At 68.4% G+C, this 25,125-nt stretch carries 21 protein-coding genes; 11 read left to right on the top strand and 10 right to left on the bottom strand.

The window, feature by feature from the left end:
• Nucleotides 1-11 precede the first annotated feature (11 nt).
• Genes SNE35_RS13260 through SNE35_RS13250 form a run of 3 tightly spaced genes read right to left on the bottom strand, consistent with a single transcriptional unit; the run spans nucleotide 12 to nucleotide 3,978 of the window.
• Nucleotides 12-2,054, bottom strand: a complete 2,043-nt coding sequence (locus SNE35_RS13260) for a transglutaminase TgpA family protein (RefSeq protein ID WP_320423388.1) — start codon at nucleotides 2,052-2,054, stop codon at nucleotides 12-14.
• Nucleotides 2,051-3,043 (bottom strand): DUF58 domain-containing protein, encoded by a 993-nt coding sequence (locus SNE35_RS13255; protein WP_320423387.1) that lies wholly within the window; start codon nucleotides 3,041-3,043, stop codon nucleotides 2,051-2,053. Before SNE35_RS13255 ends, SNE35_RS13260 begins: the two co-directional genes overlap by 4 nt.
• Nucleotides 3,040-3,978: an AAA family ATPase gene (locus SNE35_RS13250; RefSeq protein WP_320423386.1), complete on the bottom strand. Its 939-nt coding sequence runs from the start codon at nucleotides 3,976-3,978 to the stop codon at nucleotides 3,040-3,042. The genes SNE35_RS13255 and SNE35_RS13250 overlap by 4 nt, the downstream gene beginning before the upstream one ends.
• A gap of 47 nt (nucleotides 3,979-4,025) precedes the next feature.
• On the opposite strand from SNE35_RS13250, the gene SNE35_RS13245 reads away from it, so the two are divergent.
• The 4 genes from SNE35_RS13245 to SNE35_RS13230 all read left to right on the top strand — a co-directional run bounded on the left by SNE35_RS13245 (nucleotide 4,026) and on the right by SNE35_RS13230 (nucleotide 10,074).
• A complete protein-coding gene (locus tag SNE35_RS13245) occupies nucleotides 4,026-4,961 on the top strand; it encodes a histone deacetylase family protein (RefSeq protein WP_320423385.1) in 936 nt (311 codons plus the stop codon).
• Nucleotides 4,962-5,011: 50 nt separating this feature from the next.
• Nucleotides 5,012-6,334 (top strand): mechanosensitive ion channel family protein, encoded by a 1,323-nt coding sequence (locus SNE35_RS13240; protein ID WP_320423384.1) that lies wholly within the window; start codon nucleotides 5,012-5,014, stop codon nucleotides 6,332-6,334.
• Between the two features lie 71 nt (nucleotides 6,335-6,405).
• Nucleotides 6,406-8,454, top strand: coding sequence for an SPFH domain-containing protein (locus SNE35_RS13235; RefSeq protein WP_320423383.1), 2,049 nt, complete (start codon nucleotides 6,406-6,408; stop codon nucleotides 8,452-8,454).
• A 93-nt stretch (nucleotides 8,455-8,547) separates the two neighbouring features.
• The gene (locus tag SNE35_RS13230; RefSeq protein ID WP_320423382.1) at nucleotides 8,548-10,074 is read left to right on the top strand and encodes a methyl-accepting chemotaxis protein; all 1,527 of its coding nucleotides are present in this window, start codon (nucleotides 8,548-8,550) and stop codon (nucleotides 10,072-10,074) included.
• On the opposite strand, the gene aptA is transcribed toward SNE35_RS13230, so the two are convergent.
• From aptA to SNE35_RS13215, 3 genes are read right to left on the bottom strand one after another with little or no spacing between them, the layout of a single operon-like run.
• Complete coding sequence (aptA, locus tag SNE35_RS13225) at nucleotides 10,061-11,365, bottom strand: omega-aminotransferase AptA (RefSeq protein ID WP_320423381.1); 1,305 nt, start codon at nucleotides 11,363-11,365, stop codon at nucleotides 10,061-10,063. The two genes, SNE35_RS13230 and aptA, sit on opposite strands and share 14 nt — an antisense overlap.
• Before the next feature lie 18 nt (nucleotides 11,366-11,383).
• On the bottom strand, nucleotides 11,384-12,283 hold the full coding sequence (locus SNE35_RS13220; RefSeq protein ID WP_320423380.1) for a DMT family transporter: 900 nt from the start codon (nucleotides 12,281-12,283) through the stop codon (nucleotides 11,384-11,386).
• Between the two features lie 35 nt (nucleotides 12,284-12,318).
• Nucleotides 12,319-13,107 (bottom strand): ferritin-like domain-containing protein, encoded by a 789-nt coding sequence (locus tag SNE35_RS13215; RefSeq protein ID WP_320423379.1) that lies wholly within the window; start codon nucleotides 13,105-13,107, stop codon nucleotides 12,319-12,321.
• 63 nt (nucleotides 13,108-13,170) lie between these two features.
• Here SNE35_RS13215 and SNE35_RS13210 point away from each other — a divergent pair, with 63 nt between their 5' ends.
• Complete coding sequence (locus SNE35_RS13210; protein WP_320423378.1) at nucleotides 13,171-14,955, top strand: putative bifunctional diguanylate cyclase/phosphodiesterase; 1,785 nt, start codon at nucleotides 13,171-13,173, stop codon at nucleotides 14,953-14,955.
• A 4-nt stretch (nucleotides 14,956-14,959) separates the two neighbouring features.
• Here the strand turns inward: SNE35_RS13210 and SNE35_RS13205 are convergent, their stop codons facing one another.
• Nucleotides 14,960-16,501, bottom strand: a complete 1,542-nt coding sequence (locus SNE35_RS13205) for a fumarate hydratase (RefSeq protein WP_320423377.1) — start codon at nucleotides 16,499-16,501, stop codon at nucleotides 14,960-14,962.
• Nucleotides 16,502-16,701: 200 nt separating this feature from the next.
• Between SNE35_RS13205 and SNE35_RS13200 the strand changes: the two genes are divergently transcribed.
• From SNE35_RS13200 to SNE35_RS13190, 3 genes are read left to right on the top strand one after another with little or no spacing between them, the layout of a single operon-like run.
• Nucleotides 16,702-17,013, top strand: coding sequence for a hypothetical protein (locus SNE35_RS13200; protein ID WP_320423376.1), 312 nt, complete (start codon nucleotides 16,702-16,704; stop codon nucleotides 17,011-17,013).
• A gap of 28 nt (nucleotides 17,014-17,041) precedes the next feature.
• Nucleotides 17,042-17,791, top strand: coding sequence for an SDR family oxidoreductase (locus tag SNE35_RS13195; RefSeq protein WP_320423375.1), 750 nt, complete (start codon nucleotides 17,042-17,044; stop codon nucleotides 17,789-17,791).
• Nucleotides 17,792-17,828: 37 nt separating this feature from the next.
• Nucleotides 17,829-18,125, top strand: coding sequence for a hypothetical protein (locus SNE35_RS13190; protein ID WP_320423374.1), 297 nt, complete (start codon nucleotides 17,829-17,831; stop codon nucleotides 18,123-18,125).
• A gap of 6 nt (nucleotides 18,126-18,131) precedes the next feature.
• On the opposite strand, the gene rsgA is transcribed toward SNE35_RS13190, so the two are convergent.
• Genes rsgA through SNE35_RS13175 form a run of 3 tightly spaced genes read right to left on the bottom strand, consistent with a single transcriptional unit; the run spans nucleotide 18,132 to nucleotide 20,652 of the window.
• Nucleotides 18,132-19,046: a ribosome small subunit-dependent GTPase A gene (gene rsgA / locus SNE35_RS13185; RefSeq protein WP_320423373.1), complete on the bottom strand. Its 915-nt coding sequence runs from the start codon at nucleotides 19,044-19,046 to the stop codon at nucleotides 18,132-18,134.
• A complete protein-coding gene (locus SNE35_RS13180) occupies nucleotides 19,043-19,369 on the bottom strand; it encodes a 4a-hydroxytetrahydrobiopterin dehydratase (RefSeq protein WP_320423372.1) in 327 nt (108 codons plus the stop codon). Before SNE35_RS13180 ends, rsgA begins: the two co-directional genes overlap by 4 nt.
• A gap of 2 nt (nucleotides 19,370-19,371) precedes the next feature.
• Entirely contained in the window at nucleotides 19,372-20,652 is a 1,281-nt protein-coding gene (locus SNE35_RS13175) for a M48 family metallopeptidase (RefSeq protein WP_320423371.1), read from the bottom strand.
• Nucleotides 20,653-20,710: 58 nt separating this feature from the next.
• On the opposite strand from SNE35_RS13175, the gene orn reads away from it, so the two are divergent.
• The 3 genes from orn to SNE35_RS13160 all read left to right on the top strand — a co-directional run bounded on the left by orn (nucleotide 20,711) and on the right by SNE35_RS13160 (nucleotide 25,104).
• Nucleotides 20,711-21,265, top strand: coding sequence for an oligoribonuclease (gene orn, locus SNE35_RS13170; protein WP_320423370.1), 555 nt, complete (start codon nucleotides 20,711-20,713; stop codon nucleotides 21,263-21,265).
• Nucleotides 21,266-21,271: 6 nt separating this feature from the next.
• Nucleotides 21,272-23,056: a chorismate-binding protein gene (locus tag SNE35_RS13165; protein WP_320423369.1), complete on the top strand. Its 1,785-nt coding sequence runs from the start codon at nucleotides 21,272-21,274 to the stop codon at nucleotides 23,054-23,056.
• A gap of 359 nt (nucleotides 23,057-23,415) precedes the next feature.
• Nucleotides 23,416-25,104 (top strand): DEAD/DEAH box helicase, encoded by a 1,689-nt coding sequence (locus SNE35_RS13160; protein WP_320423368.1) that lies wholly within the window; start codon nucleotides 23,416-23,418, stop codon nucleotides 25,102-25,104.
• Nucleotides 25,105-25,125: the final 21 nt, after the last annotated feature.

Here is a 25,125-nt window from a genome sequence, read left to right as displayed (position 1 = left end):
GGCGGCGGCAACTACGGTGGATTCCTGCGCAGCATACGTCCTGCGCTGCGGAACTCCCGCAGCCAGCGGCGGCGCTCGCGCCAGCCCGGCGCGGTGGTGGCTTGTGCTGGTGCGTAACGCTGAAGTTCCAGAGATCGCAGCAGCGAGCCGGCCGGTGCCGCCCGTGCGCCGAAGCGCTCATCCAGCAACGCCGCCCAGCGCGCGGGCGCCTGATGCGCGGCGGCCGGCACGCCGAGCGCGCGCAGCTCCCGCAGCACCGTCGCGCGCTGGCGCGACCAGGCGTCGTGCGGGCGCGCCTGCCGCAGCGTCCAGGCGCTGCCGATCAGTGTCAGCACTGCGATCACGCCGGCACCCACCTGGCCGAGCGCGCTCCAGTCCGGCTGCGAGAAGCCCAGCCGCTTCAGCAGGTCAAACTGGTCCTGCCGCGAGTAGTTCAGCACCAGCTGCTGCCAGCGGTTGTCCAGGATCTCCCAACCCTGGCGCAGCTGCGTCCACAGTGCTGGGCTCAGTTGCTCCAACGCGCTGGGCGCCGGGCGCAGCGCGCGGCTGAATTCCACCCGTTCCGGCGCGACGGCAGCCGTCGGATCCGCGCGCAGCCAGCCGCGGCCTTCGACCCAGTACTCGGCCCAGGCGTGGGCATTGCTGTTGCGCACGATCCACCAGCCATCCTGCTCGAGCGGGTCGACGCCCTGGAAGCCGGTGACGATGCGCGCCGGCACACCCATCGCGCGCATCACCACGACGAAGGCGGCGGCGAAGTGCTCGCAGAAGCCCAGGCGCCGGTCGATCCAGAACTCGTCGATCACATCCGGCGAGGTCTCGCCATAGCGGCCCGGCGACAAGGTGTAGGTGAAGTCGCCGGCAGCGATGTGCTGCATCACGGCCTGAGCCAGCGCGGGCGGGCGGGCGTCGTCGGCGAGCTCGGCGAAGCGCGGCTCCGCACGCAGCGCCGCGGCCCAGGCCAGCGTACGCGGGTTGCGGCCGCGCGGCAGGTCGAGGTTGGCGGCGCGCGTCGATGGCGGCAGCGAGGTGCCGACGCGATAGTCGGCATAGGCCTCGGCATTCAGGCGCAGCCGCTCGGTGATCGGCCGCGGCGCGGACCAGCGCAGGTCGGCCTCGCGGCGCAGCGTCAGCGCGTCGATGGACAGTTGCGTACCGACCGCCTGCGGGCTCATCTCCAGCAGCGGCAGCACGCGGATGCGCAGCGGCTCCATCGTCACCTCGTAACGGATTGCCGTGCCGCGCGGCTCGATCGCCGGCGGCCGTGCCGGCGTCTCGTCCGCCGGGCGCCAGGTGCGTCCGTCGAAGCGCGACAACACCGGCCCGCGGAAGTACAGCGTCTTCAGCGGCGGGCGCGCGCCGCCATTGAAGCGCAGCCGCATCGCGATGCTGTCGTCGTTGGCGATCTCGGACATGCCGCCGAAGTCCAGCTGGTTCGACAGCCCGGTGCGCCCGACGATGTCCGATGGCACGCCCCACAGCGGCGCGATGCGCGGGAACAGCGCGAACAGCAGCAGCATCGCCGGCAGGCCCAGCGTCGTGGTGCGTGCTGCCTGTCGGGCGGCCAGCGCCAGGCTCGGCAGGCCCACCGGCATCTGCGCCAGCACGACCGAGGTCAGCAGCGCCCACACGGCGCCCAGCATCCACAGCGCCGACAGCAGCGACTGCGAATACAGGAAGTGCGTCAGCACCAGGAAGAAGCCGAGGAAGAACACGACGAAGGCGTCGCGCCGCGCGCGCAGCTCCAGCGTCTTCAGCGCCAGCAGCATCACGACCAGGGTGATGCCGGCCTCGCGCGTGATCAGGCTGCGGTAGGTCAGCGCCGTCAGCGCGATGCAGGCCGCCACCACGGCGACGACGATGATCCGCCCCGGCAGCGGATCGCCACGCCAGGCCAGCAGGCCGCGCCAGCCCAGCACCAGCACGACGATCGCGCTGGCCCACAGCGGCAGGTGCTGCGCGTGGGGCAGGGCGATCGCGGCAATGGCGGCCAGCAGGAACAGCGTGTCCCGCGCCTCGCGCCCGAGCTGCCGAAGACTGCTGCCGAATTTCACGACAAGGACTCCGATGCCAGCGCCAACTGCTCCAGGCATAGCTGCTGCTGCGCAGCGCCCAGGCCGGGTTCCCACGACGCACCGCCGAGCCGCAAGCCGTAGGGTTGCTGCAGCCGCTCGGCAGCTAGCACCCAGGCCGCCAGCCGCGACAGGCGGGTTTCCCAGTCTGCGAGGCCGGCGGTGGCGCGCGCATCGAGCCACAGCGTCTGGGATGCCGGCGCCTGCGTCTCGCGCACCCAGGGCGGGGTGCCCTGGTCCAGGCTCAGCGCCGCCTTCTTCCACACGACCTGGCGCAGCGTGTCGCCGCGCCGGTACAGGCGTACACCCTCGAAGTCCTGGCCCTGCTGTGCGAGGCCGGCCGGGATGGCGGAAACGGCCTCGTCGCCCTCGTCTGCCGCCTGCATCGGGAAGGGCGCGGCCGGCACCTCGGGCTGCGGATAGACCCAGACCTTGGCGGCCGGTCGCCAGATGCTCCAGGCACGGAACAGACCCAGCGGAAAGCGGGTGATGATCTGCAAGGTCGGGATCGGCTGGTGCCCGCGGGCCGCAGACGGGTAGCGCAGCGCGAGCAGCGCATGGCCCTGCGCCGGCACATCGGTCCAGGCGATCTCGTCCGCCTTGCCGCCGAGCACATGAATGCCGATACCGAAGCGCGCCCGGCCGGGGTTGTGCAGGCGTACCTCCAGCTGCACATCGTCGCCGGCGTAGACCGGCACCGGCTCCCGCAGGTCCAGGTTCAGGCCGCGCAGGTTGCCGTGCGTGGTCTGCATCGAGGCAAGACCTGCCCCCGCGAGCAGGAAGGTGAGCATGTAGCCCAGACTCAGCTGGTCGTTGATCGAGGCAAGCAGCAGCACGGCCAGCACCAGGCAGAAGAAGAAGCCCGGGCGACTGGGCACGATGTAGATGTTGCGCTGGCCCATCTCGTGGACGTCGCTCGGCTTGTGCCGGGCGTCGAGCCAGGCCTGCCAGCGGGCCCGCGGACCTTTCATGGAAGCGGGATGGCTTCGATCATCGCGCGCACCTGCTCACGCGAGCCGCGGCCAGCGCCAGCCCTCGGCCGCAGGCGGTGCGCGATCGTCTGCGGCAGGATCGCCTGCACGTCGTCCGGCGAGACGAAATCGCGGCCCTGCAGCAGCGCCAGCGCCCGCGCGGCACGCAGCACGGCCAGGCCGGCACGCGGGCTCAGGCCCTCGACGAACCACTGGCCCGAGCGCGTTGCCGCGATCAGCGCCTGCAGGTAGTCCAGCAGCGCGGCTGAGGCATGGATGCCGCGCACCGCCTGCTGCGCGGCCAGCAGTTCGCCCGCCTGCATCACCGGCTGCAGCTCGCGCAACGCCTCCCGGCTGTCCTGGCCCGCCAGCAACTCGCGCTCGGCCACGGCATCCGGGTAGCCGAGCGAGATCCGCATCAGAAAGCGGTCCAACTGCGATTCGGGCAGCGGGTAGGTGCCGAGCTGCTCGCTGGGGTTCTGCGTCGCGATCACGAAGAAGGGTTGCGGCAGCGCGTGGCTCACGCCGTCGATGCTGACCTGGTTCTCCTCCATCGCTTCCAGCAGCGCGCTCTGCGTCTTCGGGCCGGCGCGGTTGATCTCGTCGGCCAGCAGCACCTGGGCGAACACGGGGCCCGGGTGGAAGACGAAGCCCGCCTGCTCGCGCTCGTAGACGGACACGCCCACCAGGTCGGAAGGCATCAGGTCCGCGGTGAACTGCAGCCGCGAGAACTTCAGTCCCATCGAGATCGCCAGCGCGTGCGCCAGCGTGGTCTTGCCGACGCCGGGCAGGTCCTCGATCAGCAGGTGGCCGCCGGCGATCAGGCAGGCGACGCAGTCGCGGATCTGCGCCGGCTTGCCCTTGATGATCGTGCTAATCTGGCGCTGCAGGTCCGCCAGCTGCCGCGTCAATATGCCGTGATGTTGCTGCTCCATCCGGCGACCATAGCGCAAAACGACAGCCCGTCCCCCCGGAGCGAGACATGCCCACCGCCTACATCAGCCATCCCGACTGCCATCAGCACGACATGGGCCGCGGCCACCCCGAGTGCCCGCAGCGCCTGGCAGCGATCGAGGACTGGCTGATCGCCAGCGGCATCGACGTGGCGCTGGAGCGGCACGAGGCGCCGCTGGTGGACTTGGCCGACGTGGAGCGCGCGCACAGCAAGCTCTACATCGACAGCATCTCCGGGCTGATGCACGAATGCGCCGACTTCGGCGAGACCCGCGCGATCGATCCCGACACCTTCGCCTCCCCAGGTACGCAGGCGGCCGTGATGCGCGCCGCCGGCGCCGCCGTGAAGGCGACTGACCTGGTGCTCGACGGCAAGGCGGAGAACGCCTTCTGCGCCGTGCGCCCGCCGGGCCACCACGCCACGCGCGACCAGGCGATGGGCTTTTGCTTCTTCAACAACGTGGCCGTCGCGGCGCGTCACGCGCTGGACGTGCGCGGGCTCAAGCGTGTGGCGATCATCGATTTCGACGTCCACCACGGCAACGGCACCGAGGACATCATCGCCAACGACGAGCGGGTGCTGATGGTCAGCATCTTCCAGAACCCGCTCTACCCGTACTCGGGCACGCGGCCGCTGGGCGACAACATGGTCAACGTGCCGGTCCCGCCCTACACGCGCGGCGGCGAAATCCGCGAAATGATCGAGGCCGAGTGGATGCCGGCGCTGGAGGCCTTCAAGCCCGAGATGATCTTCATCTCCGCCGGCTTCGACGCGCACCGCGACGACGATCTCGGCCAGTTGGGCCTCGTCGAAGCCGATTACGAGTGGATCACCTGGCGCATCAAGGACGTGGCGCAGCGCCATGCCAAGGGCCGTATCGTCTCCTCGCTCGAAGGCGGCTACAACCTGGCCGCGCTGGCCCGCAGCGTCGGCGTGCACCTACGCGTACTCGCGGGAATCTGAACGTGCGCGTCTGGTAAGGTCTGCCTCACCCGCAGTACCTCACAGGACGAATGGACAAGCCGCTCAACCAGGATGAACTCGAGGCGCTCGGCGCCGCTCTGCTGAAACCCGCCGCGCTGACCGAGATCGGTCTGTTGCTGGTCGTGATGGGCCTGGCCTGGCTGATCGTCTGGCGCCTGAAGCGCGCGACCGAGGCGCACAACGGTGCGCACCCGATGCCGGTGATGTTCGGCCGCAATGTCTTCGACGGCGTGCTGTTCCCGGTGCTCTCGCTGCTGCTGGCGCTGGCCGCGCGGCCGGTGCTGCCGCGGCTGGGCGTGGCGCCGGCGGTCTTCAAGCTGGTGATCCCGGTGCTGATCGCGCTGGTCGTGATCCGGCTGACGGTGCGCGTGCTGCGCGCGGGGCTGCCCAGCTCCAAGATCATCAAGCTTGTCGAGCGCAGCGTCTCCTGGATCGCGTGGATCGGCTCCATCCTGTGGGTCACCGGCGTGCTGCCGGTCCTGATGGACAGCCTGGACGACGTGCGCTTCAAGGTCGGCAATGCGCACGTCACCGTGCTGGACCTGCTGCAGGGCGCGTTGACCGCGCTGGTTGTGCTGGTGCTGGCGCTGTGGGTCTCCTCCGCGGTCGAGGCGCGCCTGCTGCGCAGCAATGCGCTGGACCTGTCGCTGCGCAAGATCGCCGTCAACGTGACGCGGGCCTCGCTGCTGTTCATCGGCCTGATGTTCTCGCTCTCGGCCGCCGGCGTGGACCTCACGGCGCTGGGCGTGCTGGGCGGCGCGGTGGGCGTGGGCATCGGCTTCGGCCTGCAGAAGCTGGCCTCGAACTACGTGTCGGGCTTCGTGATCCTGGCCGAGCGCTCGCTGCGCATCGGCGACATGGTCAAGGTGGACAACTTCGAGGGCCGCATCAGCGACATCAAGACCCGCTACACGGTGATCCGCTCGCTGGGCGGCAAGGAGTCGGTGGTACCCAACGAGATGCTGATCACGCAGCGGGTGGAGAACAGCTCGCTGGCCGATCCGCGCGTGTCGGTGAGCACCGTCGTGCAGGTGGCCTATGGCACCGACCTGGACGTGCTGATCCCCCAGCTCGTAGACGTGGTCAAGACCTGCAAGCGCGTGCTGGCCGATCCGGGCCCCTCGGTGCAACTCAGCAACTTCGCAGCCGACGGGCTGGAGCTGACCGTCTACTTCTGGATCGCCGATCCCGAGAACGGTACCGGCGGCGTCAAGTCGGACGTGAACCTGGCGATTCTGCGCACGCTCAACGGGCTGGGCATCGACATCCCGTTCCCGCAGCGGGTGATGCACCACATCACCGAGGCCGTGCCGCCCGAAGCCAAGGTCGAGGCGGCGCCGCCGGCATCCTGATGCTTTCCTAACGAGGCGCTGGATAGGCTGACCGCACCTCAACAGGCAAGCGGACCCGGCTCCGCCTCCCCATGGATACAGCGTCAGTCTTCATCGGCAGCTACTTCGGCTGGTTCATCGATTTCTTCGTCCTCGTCCTGCTGATCGTCTTCTACAAGCGGGTGCTGAGGCTCTTGGGCATCTACATCGTGCCGGACGACTCGATCGGCACCGTGGTCAAGAAGTTCGTGCTGTTCGGCGAGCATCGCCAGCTGCCGCCGGGCAAGATCGTCGCGCTACGCGGCGAGGCCGGCATCCAGGCCGCCACCTTGGCGCCGGGGCTCTACATGGGCCTGTGGCCCTGGCAGTACGAGATCAACATCGTGCCGCAGCTGGTGATCCCGACCGGTGAGGTCGGCGTGGTGGAAAGCTGTGATGGCCGCGTGCTGCCGGACGGCCGAATCCTCGGCCGTCAGGTCGCGTGCGACGACTTCCAGGATGCCGTCGCCTTCCTCGAAGGCCATGGCGAGCGCGGCGCGCAGATGGCGCTGATCCCGCCGGGCACCTGGCGTATCAACCCGCTGGTGTTCAAGGTGAGCACGGTGGCGATGACGGTGATCGGCGCAGGCAAGATCGGCATCGTCGAGGCACGCGATGGCCGCCCGCTGGCCGAGGGCCGCGTGATCGGCCGCCAGGTCGACTGCGATTCCTTCCAGGATGCCCGCGCCTTCATCGACGGCGGCGGCGAGCGCGGCCCACAGATGGCCATCGTCCCGCAGGGCACCTACCGCATCAACCCGATGCTGTTCAAGATCGAGTTGGCGGACGTCACCGACGTGCCCGAAGGCCGCATCGGCATCGTGACCACGCGCGAGGGCCGGCCGCTGGCCACCGGCGAGATCGCCGGCCCCGAAGTGCCCGGCCACAACCTGTTCCAGGATCCACAGCGCTTCGTCGACAACGGCGGCAACAAGGGCCTGCAGGAGCAGGTGCTGCTGTCCGGCCGCTACTTCATCAACCCGAAGTTCGCCGTCGTCGAGATGGTGGAGCAGACGAACGTGCCGATCGCCAATGTCGGCGTCGTCGTCGCCTATGTCGGCCGCGAGGGCCGCGACGTGACCGGCGAGGACTTCCGCCACGGCAACCTGGTGGCGCGCGGCGAGAAAGGCGTCTGGGTCGAACCGCTGGACCCCGGCATGTACCCGATCAATCCGCACACGCACAAGGTCAAGATCGTGCCGACGGCCAATGTCGTGCTGAACTGGGCCACCGGCCGCACCGAGGCCCACAACCTGGATGCCAAGCTCTGCACGATCAAGGTCCGCTCGTCCGACGGCTTCTCGTACAACCTCGACGTCTCGCAGATCATCCACATCCCGCGCAACGACGCGCCGCGCGTGATCGCGCGCTTCGGCAGCATGGATGCCCTGGTCACGCAGGTGCTGGAGCCGACGATCGGCAACTACTTCCGCAACGCCGCGCAGAAGTCCGACGTGATCGACTTCCTCAGCAGCCGCTCCGAGCGCCAGGCTCAGGCCAAGGCCGCGATCGCTGCGGCGCTGGCGCAGTACAACGTCGGCGCGGTGGAGACGCTGATCGGCGACATCAACCCGCCGGAAGAACTGATGAAGCCGCTGACCGACCGCAAGGTTGCCGAGACGCAGAAGGCCACCTTCGTCACCCAGCAGCAGGCGCAGACCGAGCGGCAGAAGCTGGAGCAGGCCAAGGCGCTGGCGGACACACAGCCGCAGGTCGTCGCCGCCGAGCGCAAGGTGGCCATCGCCCGCTTCGATGCCGAAGCCTCGGTCCACGCGGCCGAGGGCATGGCACGCTCGAAGACGATCAATGCCGATGCCGATGCCCGCGTGACGCGCGTCAACGGCGAGGCCGAGGCGACGGTGATCCGCCAGGTCGGCGAGGCCGAGGCTGTGGTCGTGCAGCTGAAGACCAACGCGGTCGGCGCCGGCAACTACGCGAGCATCCAGGTTGCCGAGGCCTTCGGCCGCGCCGGGCTGAAGCTGGTGCCGGAGGTGATGGTGGCGGGCGGTGGAAGCTCCGGCGGCACCTTGGTCGACGCACTGCTCGGTTCGATGCTGGCCTCGAAGGCGACGGGCACGAATACATCCGGAAATATGCCCTGAACTCCGCGGCCGCGTTGCCCTAACTCCTGATTCAAGCGGTATCGGGACCCTTAGCATCGGCTCGAACAATCGACAAGGCTCAGGGGAGGGCATATGAGGTTCACGCAGAGGGTGATGGTTTCGCTGGCCGTGCCGGCCGTGCTGGCGGCGGTCCTGGGAACGGTGGTCTGCCTGGGCACCGTCGGCATGGACCGCCAGCTCGGCGACTACTTCGCCCACGAGGATTCACTGGCCGCCGCCACCAACGAGATGTACGCCCAGGGCCTGCAGATGGGCCAGGCACTGCGCAACACGGTGCTGGACCCGTCCAACAAGAAGGCCTACGAGAACCTCGAGAACGCCATCAAAGGCTACGACAAGGCCGCCGAGGAAGCCCGCGCCGCCGCCACACCGGCCCAGCAGGAACAGCTGCGTGCGATGGAAGCGGCGCGCGGCAAGCTGGCCGAGGCACAGGACGCAGTGCTGAAGTTCGTCAAGGCCGGCGACACCGCGGGCGCGACCGAGGCGGTGAACAAGAAGGAGACGCCGACCTGGCGCGACCTGCGGGCCCAACTGCTCGACATGAAGAAGGCCACCAATGCCGAGAAGGACGTCGCGCGCGCCCGCGCCGGCGCGGCGATGAGCACGGCGCGCGGCTGGGTGATCGTGCTGGTGCTGGCGACGATCGTGGTCTGCATCGGCTTCGTCATCAACCTGCGCGCGACGATGCGGCGCGAGCTGGGCGGCGACCCCGCGCTGGCCCGCGACGTGCTCGAACGCGTGGCGGCCGGCGACCTGGTCGTGGCCGTGCCGGTGCAGCAGGGCGATGGCGGCAGCCTGATGTCGGCGCTGCTGCGCACTCGCGATTCGCTGCGCTTGCTGGTGGCCGACGTCAACGGCGCGGCCGGCTCGATCGCGATGGCTTCCGGCGAGATTGCTGCCGGCAACCACGACCTGTCCAACCGCACCGAGAGCCAGGCGGCGAGCCTGCAGCAAACGGCCGCGTCGATGGCGCAGCTGACCTCCACCGTCCAGCAGAACGCCGAGGCCGCGCAGCAGGCGACGCAGCTAGCGAGTGCTGCCAGCAGCGCCGCGGCGCAGGGCGGCCGGGCCGTCGGCGATGTCGTGCAGACGATGGAGTCGATCAGCGCGCAGAGCAGCAAGATCGCGGACATCACGTCCGTCATCGACGGCATCGCCTTCCAGACCAACATCCTCGCGCTGAACGCCGCGGTGGAGGCGGCGCGTGCCGGCGAGCAGGGACGCGGCTTCGCGGTCGTGGCCAGCGAAGTCCGCTCGCTGGCCCAGCGCAGCGCGCAGGCGGCGCGCGAGATCAAGCAACTGATCGCCGAGAACGTCGAGAAGGTGGACAGCGGCACCCGCCAGGTCCAGCAGGCCGGCCAGACGATGAGCTCGCTGGTGGCGGAGGTGCAGCGCGTCTCAGGGCTGATCCACGACATCTCCAACGCCACGCAGGAGCAGAGCGGTGGCCTGCAGCAGGTCTCTCAAGCCGTGGGTCAGCTCGACGAGGTGACGCAGCAGAACGCCGCGCTGGTGGAGGAGAGCACCGCCGCCGCACAGAGCCTGAACACTCAGGCCGAGCGCCTCACGGCACTCGTCCGCGTCTTCAAAGTCGCCTGAGAGCCGTCCGGATCGCGCCGATCAACTGGTCGATCTGGTCGCGGGCGATGATCAGCGGTGGCGACAGTGCGATCGTGTCGCCGGTGGTGCGGATCAGCACGCCCTGGTTCCAGCAGTCGAGGAAGGCGGCGAAGCCGCGCTTGGCCGGCTCGCCAGCGATGGGCGTGAGTTCCACGCCGCCGACCAGGCCGACGTTGCGCACGTCGATCACGTTCGGCTCGCCCTTCAGCGAGTGCAACTGCTCGGCGAAGTAGCCTTCCATCTCGGCGGCGCGGGTCAGCAACCCGTCTTCCTCGTAGGTGTCCAGCGTGCCCAGCGCGGCGGCGCAGGCCAGCGGGTGGGCCGAGTAGGTGTAGCCGTGGAAGAACTCGATCAGGTGCTCGGGCCCGTTCATGAACACGTCGTGCACCGATTGGCGCGCGAACACGGCGCCCATCGGCACGCAGCCGTTCGTGAGGCCCTTGGCTACCGTCATCAGGTCCGGTACGACGCCGAAGGTCTGCGCCGCGAACGGCGAGCCGGTGCGGCCGAAGCCGGTGATGACCTCGTCGAAGATCAAGAGGATGCCGTGGCGGTCACAGATCTCGCGCAGGCGCTGCAGATAGCCTTGCGGCGGGATCAGCACGCCGGTGGAGCCGGCGACCGGCTCGACGATGACGGCGGCGATGGTCGAGGCGTCGTGCAGCGCGATCACGCGCTCCAGGTCGTCGGCGAACTCGGCGCCGTACGCGGGCAGGCCGATCGAGAAGGCGTTGCGTGCCAGGTCATGCGTGTGGCGGATGTGGTCGACGCCGCCGAGCATCGTGCCGAACATCTTGCGGTTGGTGCTGATGCCGCCGACCGAGATGCCGCCGAAGTTCACGCCGTGGTAGCCACGCTCGCGGCCGATCAGCCGGGTGCGCTGGCCCTCGCCGCGCGCGCGGTGGTAGGCGATGGCCATCTTCAGCGCGGTCTCCACCGCTTCGGAGCCGGAGTTCGTGTAGAAGACCTTGGTCAGTTCCTCGGGCAGCAGCTTTACCAGGCGCTCGGCCAGCTCGAAAGCCTTCGGGTGGCCCATCTGGAACGGCGGCGCGTAGTCGAGTTCGGCCGCCTGCTGCTGGATCGCCTGGACGATCTTCGGCCGGTTGTGGCCGGCGTTGACGCACCACAGGCCGGCGGCGCCGTCGAGCACCTGGCGGCCCTGGTCGTCGATGTAGTGCATGCCCTCGGCGCGGGTCAGCAGGCGCGGCGACTGCTTGAACTGGCGGTTCGCCGTGAAGGGCATCCAATAGGCGTCGAGTGCGGTGCTCACGGGCGGTCTCCTGATTCGCTATGAAGCCTGCAGTCTACGGCCGGGCAGCAGCGGCAGAAGCTGGACTGCGAGCATCGCAGCCAGGATCAGGCTACAGCCGAACAGGCCGGCGTCGTCGAGCCGGTCGCCCATCAGCAGGTAGCCGAACACGGCGGTGAAGAGTGTCTCGGAGGACAGGATGATGGCCGCGTCGGCCGCCTGCGCGTAACGCTGCGCAATGACCTGACCGGTGTACGCGATGGCCACCGACATCACGCCGGTGTAGACGATGGGCCAAGCGGCGCCGCGCAGACCGGCCAGGCTCAGCGGCTCGGTGCCCAACGCGATCGCCATCGACACGAGGCCGCAGACGAGGAACTGCCCGCAGGCGACGGTGAACGGCGCAGCCATCCGGTCGGCCACGCGGCCGACGACCAGCACGTGCAGCGCCCAGGGCAGAGCGGAGGCGATCACCCACAGGTCGCCCGGGCCGATGTTCAGTTCCTGCGCGCCCGACAACAGAAAGGCGCCGACCAGGCAGGCCAGTGCACCAGGCCACACCGACCAGTGCGGCAGCTGATTCAGCAGCAGCCAGGACAGCACGGGCACCAGCGGCACGTACAGCGCCGTCAGGAAGCCGGCGTTGGTGATCGAGGTGGAGACGAGCCCGATCTGCTGCATGGCCGCGCCCGCGGTGATCAGGAGGCCCAGGCCGGCGATCGTCAGGCCGTCGCGGCGCGTGAGCGTGCGGCCGTGGCCGGCGAGCTTGCGACGCTCGGCCCACGCGAGCGGCGCCACTACGGCGGCGCCGAGCAGGAAGCGTACGCCGGTGAACAGCATCGGGCCGACGTCGGCCATGCCGTGGCTCTGGGCGACGAAGGCCGAGCCCCAGATCAGCGAGATGGCGAGCAGCAGCAGGTTGGCTTGGATGCGGGTCACGGAATGCGGCTTTCAGGAGAGCCCGCGATTGTCCTTCAAGCGCCGAGGTAGGCGAGTTCCTCGGGGCTGAAGCCCGCCAGCTCGCGCGCCTCGAGATTGAACGGCGGCCGCAGCCGCGGCGCTTCGTAGCGGGCCACCAGTTCCGGATAGAGCGCGATCGGGTCGAGGCCGCGCTGCCTGCACAGCTCCCGGTACCAGCGATTGCCGATCCGCACATGGCCGACCTCGTCACGCAGGATGATGTCGAGGATCTCCACCGCCCGCGTGTCGCCGGCCCGCGCCAGCTTGGCCTGCAGCGGCGGCGTCGCGTCCAGGCCGCGCGCCTCCAGCGTGCGCGGCACCAGGGCCATGCGGGCGAGCACGTCGCCGGCGGTGCGTTCGGCCATGGTCCAGAGGCCGTCGTGCGCGTCGAAGTCGCCGTAGCGGAAGCCTAGACCTTGCAGGTGCTCGTGCAGCAGCGTGAAGTGCAGCGCCTCCTCGCCGGCGACGCGGATCCAGTCGAGATAGAACTCGGCGGGCATGCCTTCGAAACGCCAGACGGCATCGAGCGCCAGGTTAATCGCGTTGAACTCGATGTGCGCGATCGCATGCAGCAGCGCCGCGCGGCCCTCGGTCGTGAACGGCGAGCGCTTGGGCACCTGCAGCGTGGGTACCAGACGCGGGCGCTCGGGCCGGCCCGGCACGCCGCTCGGCCGCTCGATGTGGCGGCCTGCATCCAGCGGCAGATCGGCCGCCGCCGCATGGAGCGCGCGTGCCTGTTCGGCCTTGGCGGAGGGCTCCGCTTCGCACAGCGCGGCCAGGGCCTGGAGTCGCAGATCGTTCATGGACGCGATTGTCCCGCAGCAGGCTTTGCTGCCAGAATCGTTCGCACAGCGAAGGCGGGGACGATGACAGCAGACGGCGCGGACGAAGACGAGTTCCTGGTCCTCGCGGACGACGACGAGGCACCGGAGCCGGAAGCGCCCGGCGATCCCTGGTCCGTGTTGATCGTCGACGACGACCCGACCATCCACCTCGCGACCCAGTTCGCGCTGCGCGACTTCCGCTTCACCGGCCGCGCCGTCGCCTTCCTGAATGCGTACACCGCCGCCGAGGCCCAGGAGGTGCTGGCCCGTCATCCCGGCATCGCCTGCGTGCTGCTCGACGTGGTGATGGAGACCGAGTCCGCCGGGCTGGATCTGGTGGCCCACATCCGCGGCGAACTGAAGAACGGCGAGATCCGGCTGATCCTGCGCACCGGCCAGCCCGGCTATGTGCCCGACATCAGCGTGATCCAGGACTACGACATCAACGACTACAAGGAAAAGTCGTACACGACCGGCGAGCAGTTGCAGACCTCGCTGAGCGCCGCGCTGCGCGCGTACCAGCAGATCATGGCGCTGCGCGAGAGCCGGCAAGGCCTCGCGTTCGTCGACCCGCTCACCGGCTTGCCGAACGTCCTCACGCTGGTTCGCCACATGTCCGATGGTTTGGACCCGGCGCGCAGCCATGTGCTGGGCCTGGTGGATATCGATAACTTCGAATCGGTCAACGAGAGCCTGGGCCGCGAGATCGGTGACCAGTTGCTGCGCCACGTCGGCCGCGAGCTGAGCCGCTTTGACGGCATCGACTTCGTGGCCCGGGCCGGCGGCAACGTGTTCGGCGTGCTGATGTCGGTCGCGGACAGCGCCGCGGCGCTCGACAGGCTGCAACGCGTCTGCGCCGACTTGAAGAGCACGCTTCCTGTCGGCGGCGCCTATGTCGCCGTCGGCGCCACGATGGGCGCCACCCTGTTCCAGGCGGGCGCGATCAACCCGAGCACCGTCATCGGCAATGCGGGCATCGCGCTGAAGAAGGCCAGGCAGGACCGGCCCGGCGGGGTCATGCTGTTCGAGGACTCGATGAGCGCTTCGCTGAGGCTGCGTCAGCATCTCGGCGCAAGGGTGCATCGAGCGATCGAGGAGCAGGCTTTCTTCCTGCTGTACCAGCCGCAGCTCAGCCTGGCCACCGGGCGCGTGGTGGGCGTCGAGGCGCTGCTGCGCTGGCGCGATGGCGAGCAGGTTGTGGCGCCGGAGCAGTTCATCGACGTGGCCGACAGCGCCGGCCTGATGCAGCCGCTGGGCCGATGGGTGCTGGACACGGCGCTCGCGCAGCAGCGGCGGTGGCGCGAGCAGGGCTGGCGCGTGCGGATGGCGGTGAATCTATCGACGCGCCAGATCATCGAGGACGACAGCTTTGTCGACTTCGTCCGCAGGTCGCTGCTGCAGCACGGCGCGGCGCCGGGTGAGCTGGAGCTGGAGGTCACCGAGACGATGGTGACCGAGGACATGGCGTCCGGCAGCGGCCGGCTGCGCCAGCTGCGGGACATGGGCGTGCAGATCGCGATCGACGACTTCGGCACCGGCTATTCGTCGTTGGGTCAGTTGCGCCATCTGCCGGTCAACCGGCTGAAGATCGACCGGGTGTTCATCCAGGGCCTGGACACCGACCCGCAGGATCGGCACATCGCCGAGATGATCATCCGCATGGGCCATGCGGTCTGGCTCGGCGTGCTGGCCGAGGGCGTGGAGACCACGGCGCAGCGTGAGGTCCTGAAGGAACTGCACTGCGATGAAGCGCAGGGCTCCCTGTATGCCGAGCCGCTGGACGCCGACGAACTGCCGGCGCTGTTCCAGCGGCTGGGTGTGGCTTAGTTGATCAAGCCGCGGCGACCGGGATCTTCACCGCCTTGCCCGAAGCGATGCGCTCCTTCCACTCGGCCGGGCCGGTGGTGTGGGCGTTGGTGCCGCTGGAGTCCACGGCCACGGTGACGGGCATGTCGACGACGTCGAACTCGTAGATCGCTTCCATGCCCAGGTCTTCGAAGGCCAGGACCGGCGCGGCCTTGATAGCCTTGGACACCAGGTAGGCGGCGCCGCCGACGGCCATCAGGTAAGCGGCCTTGTTGTCGCGTATCGCTTCGACGGCGACCGGACCGCGCTCGGACTTGCCGATCATCACGGTCAGGCCGGTCTTCTCCAGCATCATGCGGGTGAAGCCGTCCATGCGGGTGGCCGTCGTTGGGCCGGCCGGGCCCACCACTTCATCGCGCACCGGATCGACCGGGCCGACGTAGTAGATCGCGCGATTGGTGAAGTCCACCGGCAGCTTCTCGCCCTTGGCGAGCATGTCGGCGATGCGCTTGTGCGCGGCATCGCGGCCGGTCAGCATCTTGCCGTTCAGCAGCAGCGTGTCGCCGGCCTTCCAGCCGGCGATCTCTTCGCGGGTCAGCGTGTTCAGGTCGACGCGCTTGCTCTTGTTGTAGTCGGGCGCCCACTTCACGTCCGGCCACAGGTCCAGGCTCGGCGCTTCGAGATAGCTCGGGCCGGAGCCGTCGAGCACGAAGTGCGCGTGGCGGGTGGCGGCGCAGTTGGGGATCATGGCCACGGGCTTGGAAGCCGCGTGGGTCGGGTAGGTCTTGATCTTGACGTCGAGCACCGTCGTCAGGCCGCCCAGGCCCTGGGCGCCGATGCCCAGCGCGTTGACCTTTTCGTACAACTCGATGCGCAGCTCTTCCAGCTTGTTCTGCGGGCCGCGGTCCAGCAGCTCGTACATGTCGATGTCGTCCATCAAGGACTCCTTCGCCATCAGCATCGCCTTCTCGGCCGTGCCGCCGACGCCGATGCCCAGCATGCCCGGCGGACACCAGCCGGCGCCCATCGTCGGCACCGTCTTCAGCACCCAGTCCACCAGCGAATCGTTCGGATTCATCATCACGAACTTGCTCTTGTTCTCGGAGCCGCCGCCCTTGGCCGCGACCATCACGTCCACCGTGTTGCCCGGCACCAGGTTCATGCTGATGACGGCGGGTGTGTTGTCCTTGGTGTTCTTGCGGGTGAACAGCGGATCGTCCAGCACCGAGGCACGCAGCTTGTTGTCCGGATGGTTGTACGCCTGGCGCACACCTTCGTTGACGGCCTCCTCGATCGAGCCGGGGAAGTCCGGGAAGCGGCAATCCATGCCGATCTTCAGGAACACGTTGACGATGCCGGTGTCCTGGCAGATCGGACGGCGGCCTTCGGCGCACATCTTCGAGTTGGTCAGGATCTGCGCGATCGCATCCTTGGCGGCGGCGCTCTGCTCGCGCTCGTAGGCACGGGCCAGGTGCTGGATGTAGTCAGCGGGGTGGTAGTAGCTGATGTACTGGAGGGCGCCGGCAATGCTGTCGACGAAATCGGCGTAGCGGATCGTGGTGCTCATGGAATTCACGGGTTGACGCGGGACGGGCGGGATTATCCCGCAAGGCCAAAACCCCCGTCGCGCTTCGTCGCCGCGGATTGCGATTCATCGGCTGTTCCCAGCAGCTTGTCGCAATCCGCTCGGCTAACGAGTTATGCCGACGCACATTCACGTCCATGCAGCGGGCAGCGTTCTTGTCCGCGACACCCGAGGAGGTCGACATGAGCAACGCCACTACCGTCTACTGCTATGACCGCTACACCGCCCACAAGCGCTTCGGCGCGGTGGCGTTCGCATCCCTGCTGCTTGGCGCCGGCGCGCTGCTGGCGGCCGGCAAGGCCGAAGCGGCGCCGATGAAGGTGGAGCGGCTGCCCAGCGTCGTTGTGACCGGCAAGGCGGTGAAGGCCGTGAAGCTGCCGACGGTCGTTGTCGAAGGCCGCCGCGCACCGGATGCTCCGATGGTGGCTGCGGCCGAGGGCAAGGCGGCGCAGCTCAAGCGCGTCGCCTACGTCGTCCCCGCGCTGCAGTATTGAGCCCCTCCGGCTTGTCTATGATGAACGGATGACGAACGCCAGGAAATTCGCTCTCGTGACCGGTGCCGGCACCGGCATCGGCCGTGCCGCCGCCCAGGCGCTGATGAAGGCCGACTATCTGGTCGCGCTGGTCGGCCGCCGCGAGGAGCCGCTGATGCAGACGGCCGCCGCGCGCCCGGACCGCGCGCTGGTGCTGCCCTGCGACGTGACGAAGCCCGAGGCGGTGGCCACGCTATTCGACCGGGTGAAGGCCGCCTTCGGGCGCCTCGATGTGCTGTTCAACAATGCCGGCAGTAGCGCGCCGCCGGTGCCGTTCGACGAACTGACCCCGGCCCAGTGGCAGAACGTCGTCGACGTGAACCTGACGGCCAGCTTCCTGTGCGCCCAGGGGGCGTTCCGGATGATGAAGAACCAGTCGCCACGCGGCGGCCGCATCATCAACAACGGCTCGATCTCGGCCCACGCGCCGCGGCCGAACTCGGCACCGTACACGGCCACCAAGCATGCGATCACCGGGCTGACGAAGACCTTGTCGCTGGACGGCCGGCCCTTCGATATCGCCTGCGGCCAGATCGACATCGGCAATGCGCTCACCGAGATGGCGCTGCCGATGACCCAGGGCGTGCGCCAGGCCAATGGCGAGATCGCCGTCGAGGCGACGATGGACGTGGCGCACGTGGCGAGCTCGGTGCTCTACATGGCCGAGCTGCCGTTGTCGGCCAATGTGCAGTTCATGACCGTGATGGCGACCAAGATGCCGTTCGTGGGCCGAGGCTAGGCTTGAAATCCAGAGACCCGACAGAAAGTAGTACCGAATGATCTCCGCACTCGTTTCCTTCGTCGTCCGCATCGTGCTGGGCGTGATCGGCCTGTTCTTCGTGCTGGGCCTGCTGGCCGTGGCGCTGATGACGGTGCTGGGCCTGACGCTTTGGAGCCTGCTGCGCGGGCGCCGGCCGACCGTCAACATGGCATCCCGGTTCGCGCAGGCCTACGGCGGCGGTGCCCGCTTCAATGCCGGCCGGCGGGCGAACATCCGGCCGCGTGACGCGGGCGAGGTGGTCGACGTCGAGGTGCGCGAGGTGCCTGACACCCGCGCGCGCCTGGATCACTGAGCGCAGTCACCAGCGCTTCGGTGCAGTCAACTGGGCCAGGATCTCTCCGTAGATCCGGTAGCGCGTGGGGCTGATCAGGCCCTGCTCAACCGCTTCGCGCACGCCGCAGCCCGGCTCGTGCTGGTGGGTGCAGTTGTAGAACTTGCAGTGGTCCGCATGGGCGCGCAAGTCAGGCATCAGCAGCGGCAGCTCCTGCGGGCCGATCTGGTGCAGGCCGAATTCCTGGAAGCCGGGTGAATCGATCAGCGCCGTCTCGCGCGCGGCCGGGTCCACCCAGTACCACTGGGTCGTCGTCGTCGTGTGGCGGCCGGAGTTCAGCGCCACGGAGATGTCGCCGACCTGGGCCTTGGCATCGGGCACCAGCAGGTTGATCAGCGTGCTCTTGCCCGTGCCGCTGGGGCCGAGGACCAGGGTGCGCTTGCCCGACAACCAGGGCAGCAACTGCGCGCGGGATGCCTGCGGATCGGCCTTCAGCGCCAGCTCCATCAGATGCATGCCCATTGCGCGGTACGGCGCCAGACGTTCGCGTGCGGCGTTGGCGCCGGGCAGGTCGGTCTTGTTCAGCGCGATCGTCGTGGCGATGCCGGCCTGCTCGGCGGCGATCAGCGATCGGGTCAGCTGGCTCTCGCTGAAGACCGGTTCGACGGCCACCAGCACCATCAACTGGTCCAGGTTGGCGGCGAAGCTCTTGGTCTTCCACTCGTCCTGGCGGAACAGCAGGTTGCGGCGCGGCTCGACCGCTTCGATCACGCCTTCGCCGTCACCCGCAGGTGCCCAGCGGACCTGATCGCCGACGACGCAATCGCTCTTCTTGCCGCGCGGATGGCAGACGAAGCGCCGGCCGTCGCTGTCCTCGACGATGTAGTGGCGGCCGTGGCCGCGGACGACGAGTCCCAGGTCCAGCGCATTGAACTTCGTCATTCAGCGGCCGCTTCGGGCAGGGCGCTGACCTGTGCGGCGCAGATGAAGTCGTTGATCGTCAGGCCGCCGGCGCTGTGGGTCGTGAAGCTGACGGTGCAGGCGTCGAAGCTCACCATCATCTCGGGGTGATGGTCTTGCGCATGGGCGATGTCGGCGACCGCGTCGACGAAGGCCATCGTCTGGTAGAAGTTGGCGAAGGCGAAGCGGCGGGCGATCAGCTTGTTTTCCGGATCAGGTAACCAGCCAGGCACTTGCGCCAGCCAATCGTCGGGGTTCGACAGTGCCTCGCGTTGCGGCGAGCACTGGGCGATCAGCAGGTTCATCGTCATAGGGCCTGGATGGCAGCCAGCCGTTCGCTGGCAGGTGGGTGCGAGTAGTAGAAGCGGGCGTAGACCGGGTCGGGCGTCAGCGTGCCCGCGTTGTCCTCATGCAGCTTCAAGAGCGCGGCGGCCAGGTCGGCGCCGCTCGATTGGGCGCAGGCGTAGGCGTCGGCCTGGAACTCGTCCTTGCGCGACATGCGGCTGGCCAGCGGCGTGAAGAAGAAGCCAAAGGCCGGCACGACCAGCATGAACAGCAGCAGCGCCAGCGCGTCGTTCGGCGCCGCCATGTTCGGCCGCACCGAGAACGCAGCATAGAAGCCGACCTGGCTCGACAGCCAGCCCAGCAGCGCGAAGCCCGCCAGGCTGATCGCGAACATCGTGACCATGCGCTTGAGCACGTGCTTGTGCTTGAAGTGGCCCAGCTCGTGGGCCAACACCGCTTCGACTTCGGCGCCGTTCAGGCGCTCCAGCAAGGTGTCGAAGAAGACGACACGCTTGGCCGGGCCGAAGCCGGTGAAGTAGGCGTTGCCGTGTGCCGAGCGCCGGCTGCCATCCATCACGAACAGGCCCTTGGCGGCGAAGCCGCAGCGCTGCATCAGGCCTTCGACGCGTGCCTTCAGGCCCTCGTCGGGCAGCGGCTCGAACTTGTTGAACAGCGGTGCGATCACGGTCGGGTATAGCACCAGGATCAGCAGGTTGAACGCCATCCAGGCGCCCCAGGCCCACAGCCACCAGGTGCTGCCGGCGCTGCCCATCAGCCACAGGATCAGCGCGGCGATCGGCAGGCCGATGACGGCGCCGACGACGAGGCCCTTCAGGGTGTCCATCAGGTAGAGCCTGGGCGTCATCTTGTTGAAGCCGAAGCGCTGCTCGATGCGGAAGGTGCTGTACAACTCGAAGGGCAGGTCCAGCAGGCCACCGATCAGCGCGAACGCAGTCAGCAGGCAGAGCTGGTAGGCCATCGCGCCCCAGGGCAGCGTGGCATTGAGCACCCATTGGTTCAGCGCATCCAGCCCGCCGAGCAGGGTCCAGCCGAGCAGCACGGCGGAGCTGAAGGCCAGGCTGAGCATGCCGAAGCGGCCGCGGGCGATCGTGTAGTCGGCCGCTTTCTGGTGGGCGGTGAGCGGGACGGTGCCGGCGAAGGCCGGTGGCACGTCGCCGCGGTGCTGCGCGACGTGGCGGATCTGCCGGCTGCTCAGCCAGAACTTGGCCAGCAGCGACAGCAGCAGCGCGGCGGCGAAGGCCAGACTCAGCACGCTCGGATTGACGGGGGGCAGGAAACTCATCCGCGAAGTGTAGGGCTGCGACAATCGCACCGATTCATTTCTCCCGAAAGCCTGACCCATGACGACACTCGCGCCGAGCCCCGACAACCTGATCTGGATCGACCTGGAAATGACCGGCCTGTACCCGGAGACCGACCGCATCATCGAGATCGGTGTCGTCGTCACCGATCCGCAGCTGACGGTCCGTATCGAAGGCCCCGTGTTCGCCATCCACCAGAGCGACGAGACGCTGGACAAGATGGACGCGTGGAACAAGGGCACCCACGGCAAGAGCGGCCTGATCGATCGCGTCAAGGCCTCCACGGTCAACGAAGATGAGGCCGTCGAGGCGACGATCGCCTTCCTGAAGCAGTACGTGCCGGCCGGCAAGTCGCCGATGTGCGGCAACAGCATCTGCCAGGACCGCCGCTTCCTCGCCAACTACATGCCCAAGCTGGAGTCCTTCTTCCACTACCGCAACCTCGACGTGTCCACGCTGAAGGAACTGGCCAAGCGCTGGAAGCCCGGCATCATGGCCGGCTTCAAGAAGGCGCAGGCACACACGGCGATGGCTGACATCCACGAGTCGATCGACGAGCTGGCCTACTACCGCGAGCACTTCCTCTCCCTGTAAAAAAAGATGCTCTGGGCGGCCTTCGACTTTCCTCGTCATCCGCTGGCCCGCGAGGACGGCGAGCGTGTCCGCGGTGCCTACTACGAGCCGCCGGCATGCTGGCTGCGGGCGCATCGTGCCGATGAACTGCGGGCGGTGATCGACGAGGCACAGCAGGCCAGTCGTGCCGGCGCCTGGGTGCTGGGCGGTCTGCGCTACGAGGCAGCCCATGCATTCGATCCGGCGTTGGCGGGCCACGCGAGCATGCTGCCGCTGGCCGAATTCGCCGTCTACGAGAAGCCGCCGGAAGCCTGGCCGGTATCTGTATCTGCTAACGCTTCGGCTCAGCTGACCAGCGATTGGCGCGACGTGCAGTCCGACGCGCGTGAATGCGCCCAGATCGAACGCATCCGCGAGTACATCCGCGCCGGCGACTGCTATCAGGTGAACCTGACGACCCGGCTGCGCGCCGACTTGCAGGCGGCCGACCCGGCCGAGCTGTTCCTCGCGCTGCACCAGAACCAGCCGGGCGGCTTCTCGCTGTTCCTGCGCGAGGCCGGTGCGCTGAGCGTCTCGCCCGAGCTGTTCTTCGACTGGCGCCCGCTGCCCGACACCGAGCGCACCTGGCTGCTCGCCGCCCAGCCGATGAAGGGCACGGCGGCTCGCGGGCGCGACCGGGTCGAGGACGAGGCTGCCCAGGCTTATCTGCGCACCAGCATCAAGGAGCGGGCCGAGAACCTGATGATCGTCGACCTGCTGCGCAACGACATCGGCCGGGTCGCGAAGATCGGCTCGGTGCGCGTGCCGCGGCTGTTCGAGTTGCACGCGCTGCCGACGGTCTGGCAGATGACCTCTACCGTCACCGCGGTCGGCCAGCCCGGCCTGCGGCTCAGCGACGTGTTCGCCGCGCTGTTCCCCTGCGGCTCGGTGACTGGTGCGCCGAAGGTGAGGGCGATGCAGATCATCGAGGAACTGGAACCCGAGGCGCGCGGCTGGTATTGCGGTGCCTTGGGCGTTTTGCAGCCGGGCGGCATCGCGACCTTCAACGTGCCGATCCGCACGGTGGAGATGGAAGAGGGTGCCGCCCTGCGCTGCGGCATCGGCAGCGCGATCACGCTCGATTCCGCGCCGGCCGCCGAGGTGGCTGAATGGCGCGCGAAGACGCGATTCCTGTTGCGCGCGCAGCAGCCGATCGCAGCGCTGGAAACGTTGCGACTGCAGGATGGTGACTTCATCCGCCTGGCCGGGCACCTGGGGCGGCTGCAGCGCACCGCCCGGCACTTCGGCCTCAAGCTGCAGCTCGGCGCGGTGCGCGACGCGCTGGCCGAACTCGCACTGCAGCATCCGGACGGCCAGCACCGGGTCCGGCTCACCGTCTCCGCCACCGGCGAAATCGCGCTGCAATGCCTGCCCTCGCCCGCGACGCCGAGCGTCGTGCGGCTCGCGCTGGCGAAGAAGCCGATCGACACCGAAGGCCCCGCCGCCGAATTCCTGCAGCACAAGACGACCCGGCGCAAGATCTATCAGCCCTTCGCCGATGCCAAGCCCGAAGGCGCTTTCGATGTGCTGCTGTGGAACCAGGCCGGCGAGCTGACCGAATGCACGTTCGGCAACATCGCCGTCAAGCTGAACGGCTGGTGGATCACGCCGCCGGCAAGCTGCGGCTTGCTGCCGGGCGTGCTGCGTGACGAATTGCTGGCGCAGGGCCGGCTGCGCCAGGGTCGGATTCTTGTTCGCGACCTGGAACGCGCCGAGGGCCTGGCCTTCATCAACAGCCTGCGCGGCTGGGTCGACGCCGAACTGCTGCACTGACTCAATATGAAAATATTGAGACAAAGCTTGCTAGTAAAAACCCTAGAGTGCTAGAATCGCAGCTTCGGTGGAAATGAACCACCGTTTCGTTCGTCTCCTCTGACCTCGTTCATGCCCACCTCTTTCGGGCAATCTGAACATCCCTCGTGGTTCGGTCGGCGGCGATGCCGTCGCTTTGACTGAAGTTCCACCGGCGCCGCGCCTAGCTTAGAGCTTGGCATTCCTGGCGCGCGATAAGGGCCTTAGATCTCCCAGCGACTTTACTGACTCGTTCTCGCAGCGATCCTGCGAGGCGGGTGCGTGTCTTCGTCTCCCGTTTTCCGGGCGACGGGGCATGGCTTCACTGAAAGAAAATTGAAATGAGTTTCGAGAATCTGGGCCTGCACGAAGCCCTCGTCCGCTCCGTCAAGGACGCTGGTTATGAGACCGCCACCGAAATCCAGGCGCAAGCCATTCCCGCCGCGCTGAAGGGCGTGGACCTGATGGGTTCCTCGCGCACCGGCTCCGGCAAGACCGCTGCCTTCGTGCTGCCCGCGCTGGACAAGATCCTGGCCGCCCGCCAGGCCGACGCCGCCCGTCCGCGCGGCAAGAACTACGGCCCGCGCGTGCTCGTGCTGGCCCCGACCCGCGAACTTGCCCAGCAGGTCGCCAAGGCCGCGCAGACCTACGGCCGCCATGTGCCGGGCCTGCGCATCTGCACGGTGCTGGGCGGCATGCCTTACCCGCTGCAGATCAAGCAGCTCACCGCGCCGCTGGACATCCTGATCGCCACGCCGGGCCGCCTGATGGACCACATCCAGTCCGGCAAGTGCGTGCTCGACAACGTGCAGATGCTGGTGCTCGACGAAGCCGACCGCATGCTGGACATGGGCTTCATCGACGACATCAAGTTCATCGCCGACAAGACCCCGGCCGAACGCCAGACCGTGATGTTCAGCGCCACCTTCGCGGGCCACGTCGGCCGCCTGGCGCAAGACCTGCTGCGCGATCCGCTGCGCGTTGACGTCTCGGGTCACACCGACACGCACGAGAACATCACCCAGCGCCTGCACTGGGCCGACAACTACAACCACCGCGACCAGCTGCTGGAAAGCATCCTGGCCGGCGGCGATGTCGACCAGGCCGTCGTCTTCACCAGCACGCAGCGCGATGCCGACTGGCTGGCCGAGCGCCTGCAGGACATCGGCCACGCTGTGGCTCCGCTGCACGGCGGCATGCCGCAAGGCCGCCGCAACCGCGTGCTGATGGCACTGCGCCGCAAGGAAGTGAAGGTGCTGGTCGCCACCGACGTCGCAGCCCGCGGCATCGACGTGCCGACGATCTCGCACGTCGTCAACTACGGCCTGCCGATGAAGGCCGAGGACTACGTTCACCGCATCGGCCGCACCGGCCGCGCGGGCCGCGAAGGCCTGGCGATCACGATCGCCTGCCGCGAAGACGTGTCGATGATCCGCCGCATCCAGCAGTTCACGACGCAGCAGATCCCGGTGGCCCAGGTCGCCGGCCTCGAGCCGAAGACGCAGGAACCGCGCATCTTCCCGCCGCGCCCCGCGGGCCAGGGTTTCGATGACCGCCGTGGCGGTGGCTTCGGTGGTGGCGGCTTCAAGCGTGGCGGCGGCTTCGGCGGCGGCAACAGCAAGTTCCAGGGCGGTGGCAACCGCTTCAACGGCGACGGCGAGCGCTTCAACCGCGATGCCGGCAAGCCCTTCGCCCGCGAAGGCGGCAACAACGAAGGCTTCGCGCCGCGCGGCGGCAACGAGCCGCGTGGTGGTGCTTTCGAAGGCCGTCCGCAGCACTTCGAGCGCAAGCCGCACGGCCATCACCACGAGAACCGTGGCTTCGCGCCGCGCCAGGATCGTCCGGCCTTCGGCGATCGCCCGCGTTTCGAAGGCCAGGGCGACCGCCCGCGCTTCGAGAACAACGGCAACGGCGGCGATCGCCGTCCGTCCTTCAGCGACCGTCCGCGCTTCGACAACGGCAACGACCGTGGTCCCAAGCGCAGCGGCCCGCCGACCGGCGGCCCGCGCCGCAGCGGTTTCGGCCGCTGATCAGAAAGAGCCCGCGTCAGC

It is taken from the genome of Roseateles agri (genome assembly GCF_034043675.1).
Taxonomy (GTDB): domain Bacteria; phylum Pseudomonadota; class Gammaproteobacteria; order Burkholderiales; family Burkholderiaceae_C; genus KK5.
This window is presented reverse-complemented; position numbering and strand designations above follow the sequence as displayed.

What these genes read in the sequence shown, in the direction of transcription:
- SNE35_RS13235 (WP_320423383.1), top strand. Translation starts at nt 6,406, where the DNA reads ATGGATACAGCGTCAGTCTTCATCGGCAGCTACTTCGGCTGGTTCATC.
- SNE35_RS13180 (WP_320423372.1), bottom strand. Translation starts at nt 19,369, where the DNA reads ATGAACCTGCTGATCGCCCAGTGCTCGCCGCAACGCGAGGCACTGTCG.
- SNE35_RS13200 (WP_320423376.1), top strand. Translation starts at nt 16,702, where the DNA reads ATGAGCAACGCCACTACCGTCTACTGCTATGACCGCTACACCGCCCAC.
- SNE35_RS13255 (WP_320423387.1), bottom strand. Translation starts at nt 3,043, where the DNA reads ATGAAAGGTCCGCGGGCCCGCTGGCAGGCCTGGCTCGACGCCCGGCAC.
- SNE35_RS13210 (WP_320423378.1), top strand. Translation starts at nt 13,171, where the DNA reads ATGACAGCAGACGGCGCGGACGAAGACGAGTTCCTGGTCCTCGCGGAC.
- SNE35_RS13240 (WP_320423384.1), top strand. Translation starts at nt 5,012, where the DNA reads ATGGACAAGCCGCTCAACCAGGATGAACTCGAGGCGCTCGGCGCCGCT.
- SNE35_RS13160 (WP_320423368.1), top strand. Translation starts at nt 23,416, where the DNA reads ATGAGTTTCGAGAATCTGGGCCTGCACGAAGCCCTCGTCCGCTCCGTC.
- rsgA (WP_320423373.1), bottom strand. Translation starts at nt 19,046, where the DNA reads ATGACGAAGTTCAATGCGCTGGACCTGGGACTCGTCGTCCGCGGCCAC.
- SNE35_RS13205 (WP_320423377.1), bottom strand. Translation starts at nt 16,501, where the DNA reads ATGAGCACCACGATCCGCTACGCCGATTTCGTCGACAGCATTGCCGGC.
- SNE35_RS13175 (WP_320423371.1), bottom strand. Translation starts at nt 20,652, where the DNA reads ATGAGTTTCCTGCCCCCCGTCAATCCGAGCGTGCTGAGTCTGGCCTTC.
- SNE35_RS13190 (WP_320423374.1), top strand. Translation starts at nt 17,829, where the DNA reads ATGATCTCCGCACTCGTTTCCTTCGTCGTCCGCATCGTGCTGGGCGTG.
- orn (WP_320423370.1), top strand. Translation starts at nt 20,711, where the DNA reads ATGACGACACTCGCGCCGAGCCCCGACAACCTGATCTGGATCGACCTG.
- SNE35_RS13245 (WP_320423385.1), top strand. Translation starts at nt 4,026, where the DNA reads ATGCCCACCGCCTACATCAGCCATCCCGACTGCCATCAGCACGACATG.
- SNE35_RS13250 (WP_320423386.1), bottom strand. Translation starts at nt 3,978, where the DNA reads ATGGAGCAGCAACATCACGGCATATTGACGCGGCAGCTGGCGGACCTG.
- SNE35_RS13215 (WP_320423379.1), bottom strand. Translation starts at nt 13,107, where the DNA reads ATGAACGATCTGCGACTCCAGGCCCTGGCCGCGCTGTGCGAAGCGGAG.
- SNE35_RS13165 (WP_320423369.1), top strand. Translation starts at nt 21,272, where the DNA reads ATGCTCTGGGCGGCCTTCGACTTTCCTCGTCATCCGCTGGCCCGCGAG.
- SNE35_RS13230 (WP_320423382.1), top strand. Translation starts at nt 8,548, where the DNA reads ATGAGGTTCACGCAGAGGGTGATGGTTTCGCTGGCCGTGCCGGCCGTG.
- SNE35_RS13195 (WP_320423375.1), top strand. Translation starts at nt 17,042, where the DNA reads ATGACGAACGCCAGGAAATTCGCTCTCGTGACCGGTGCCGGCACCGGC.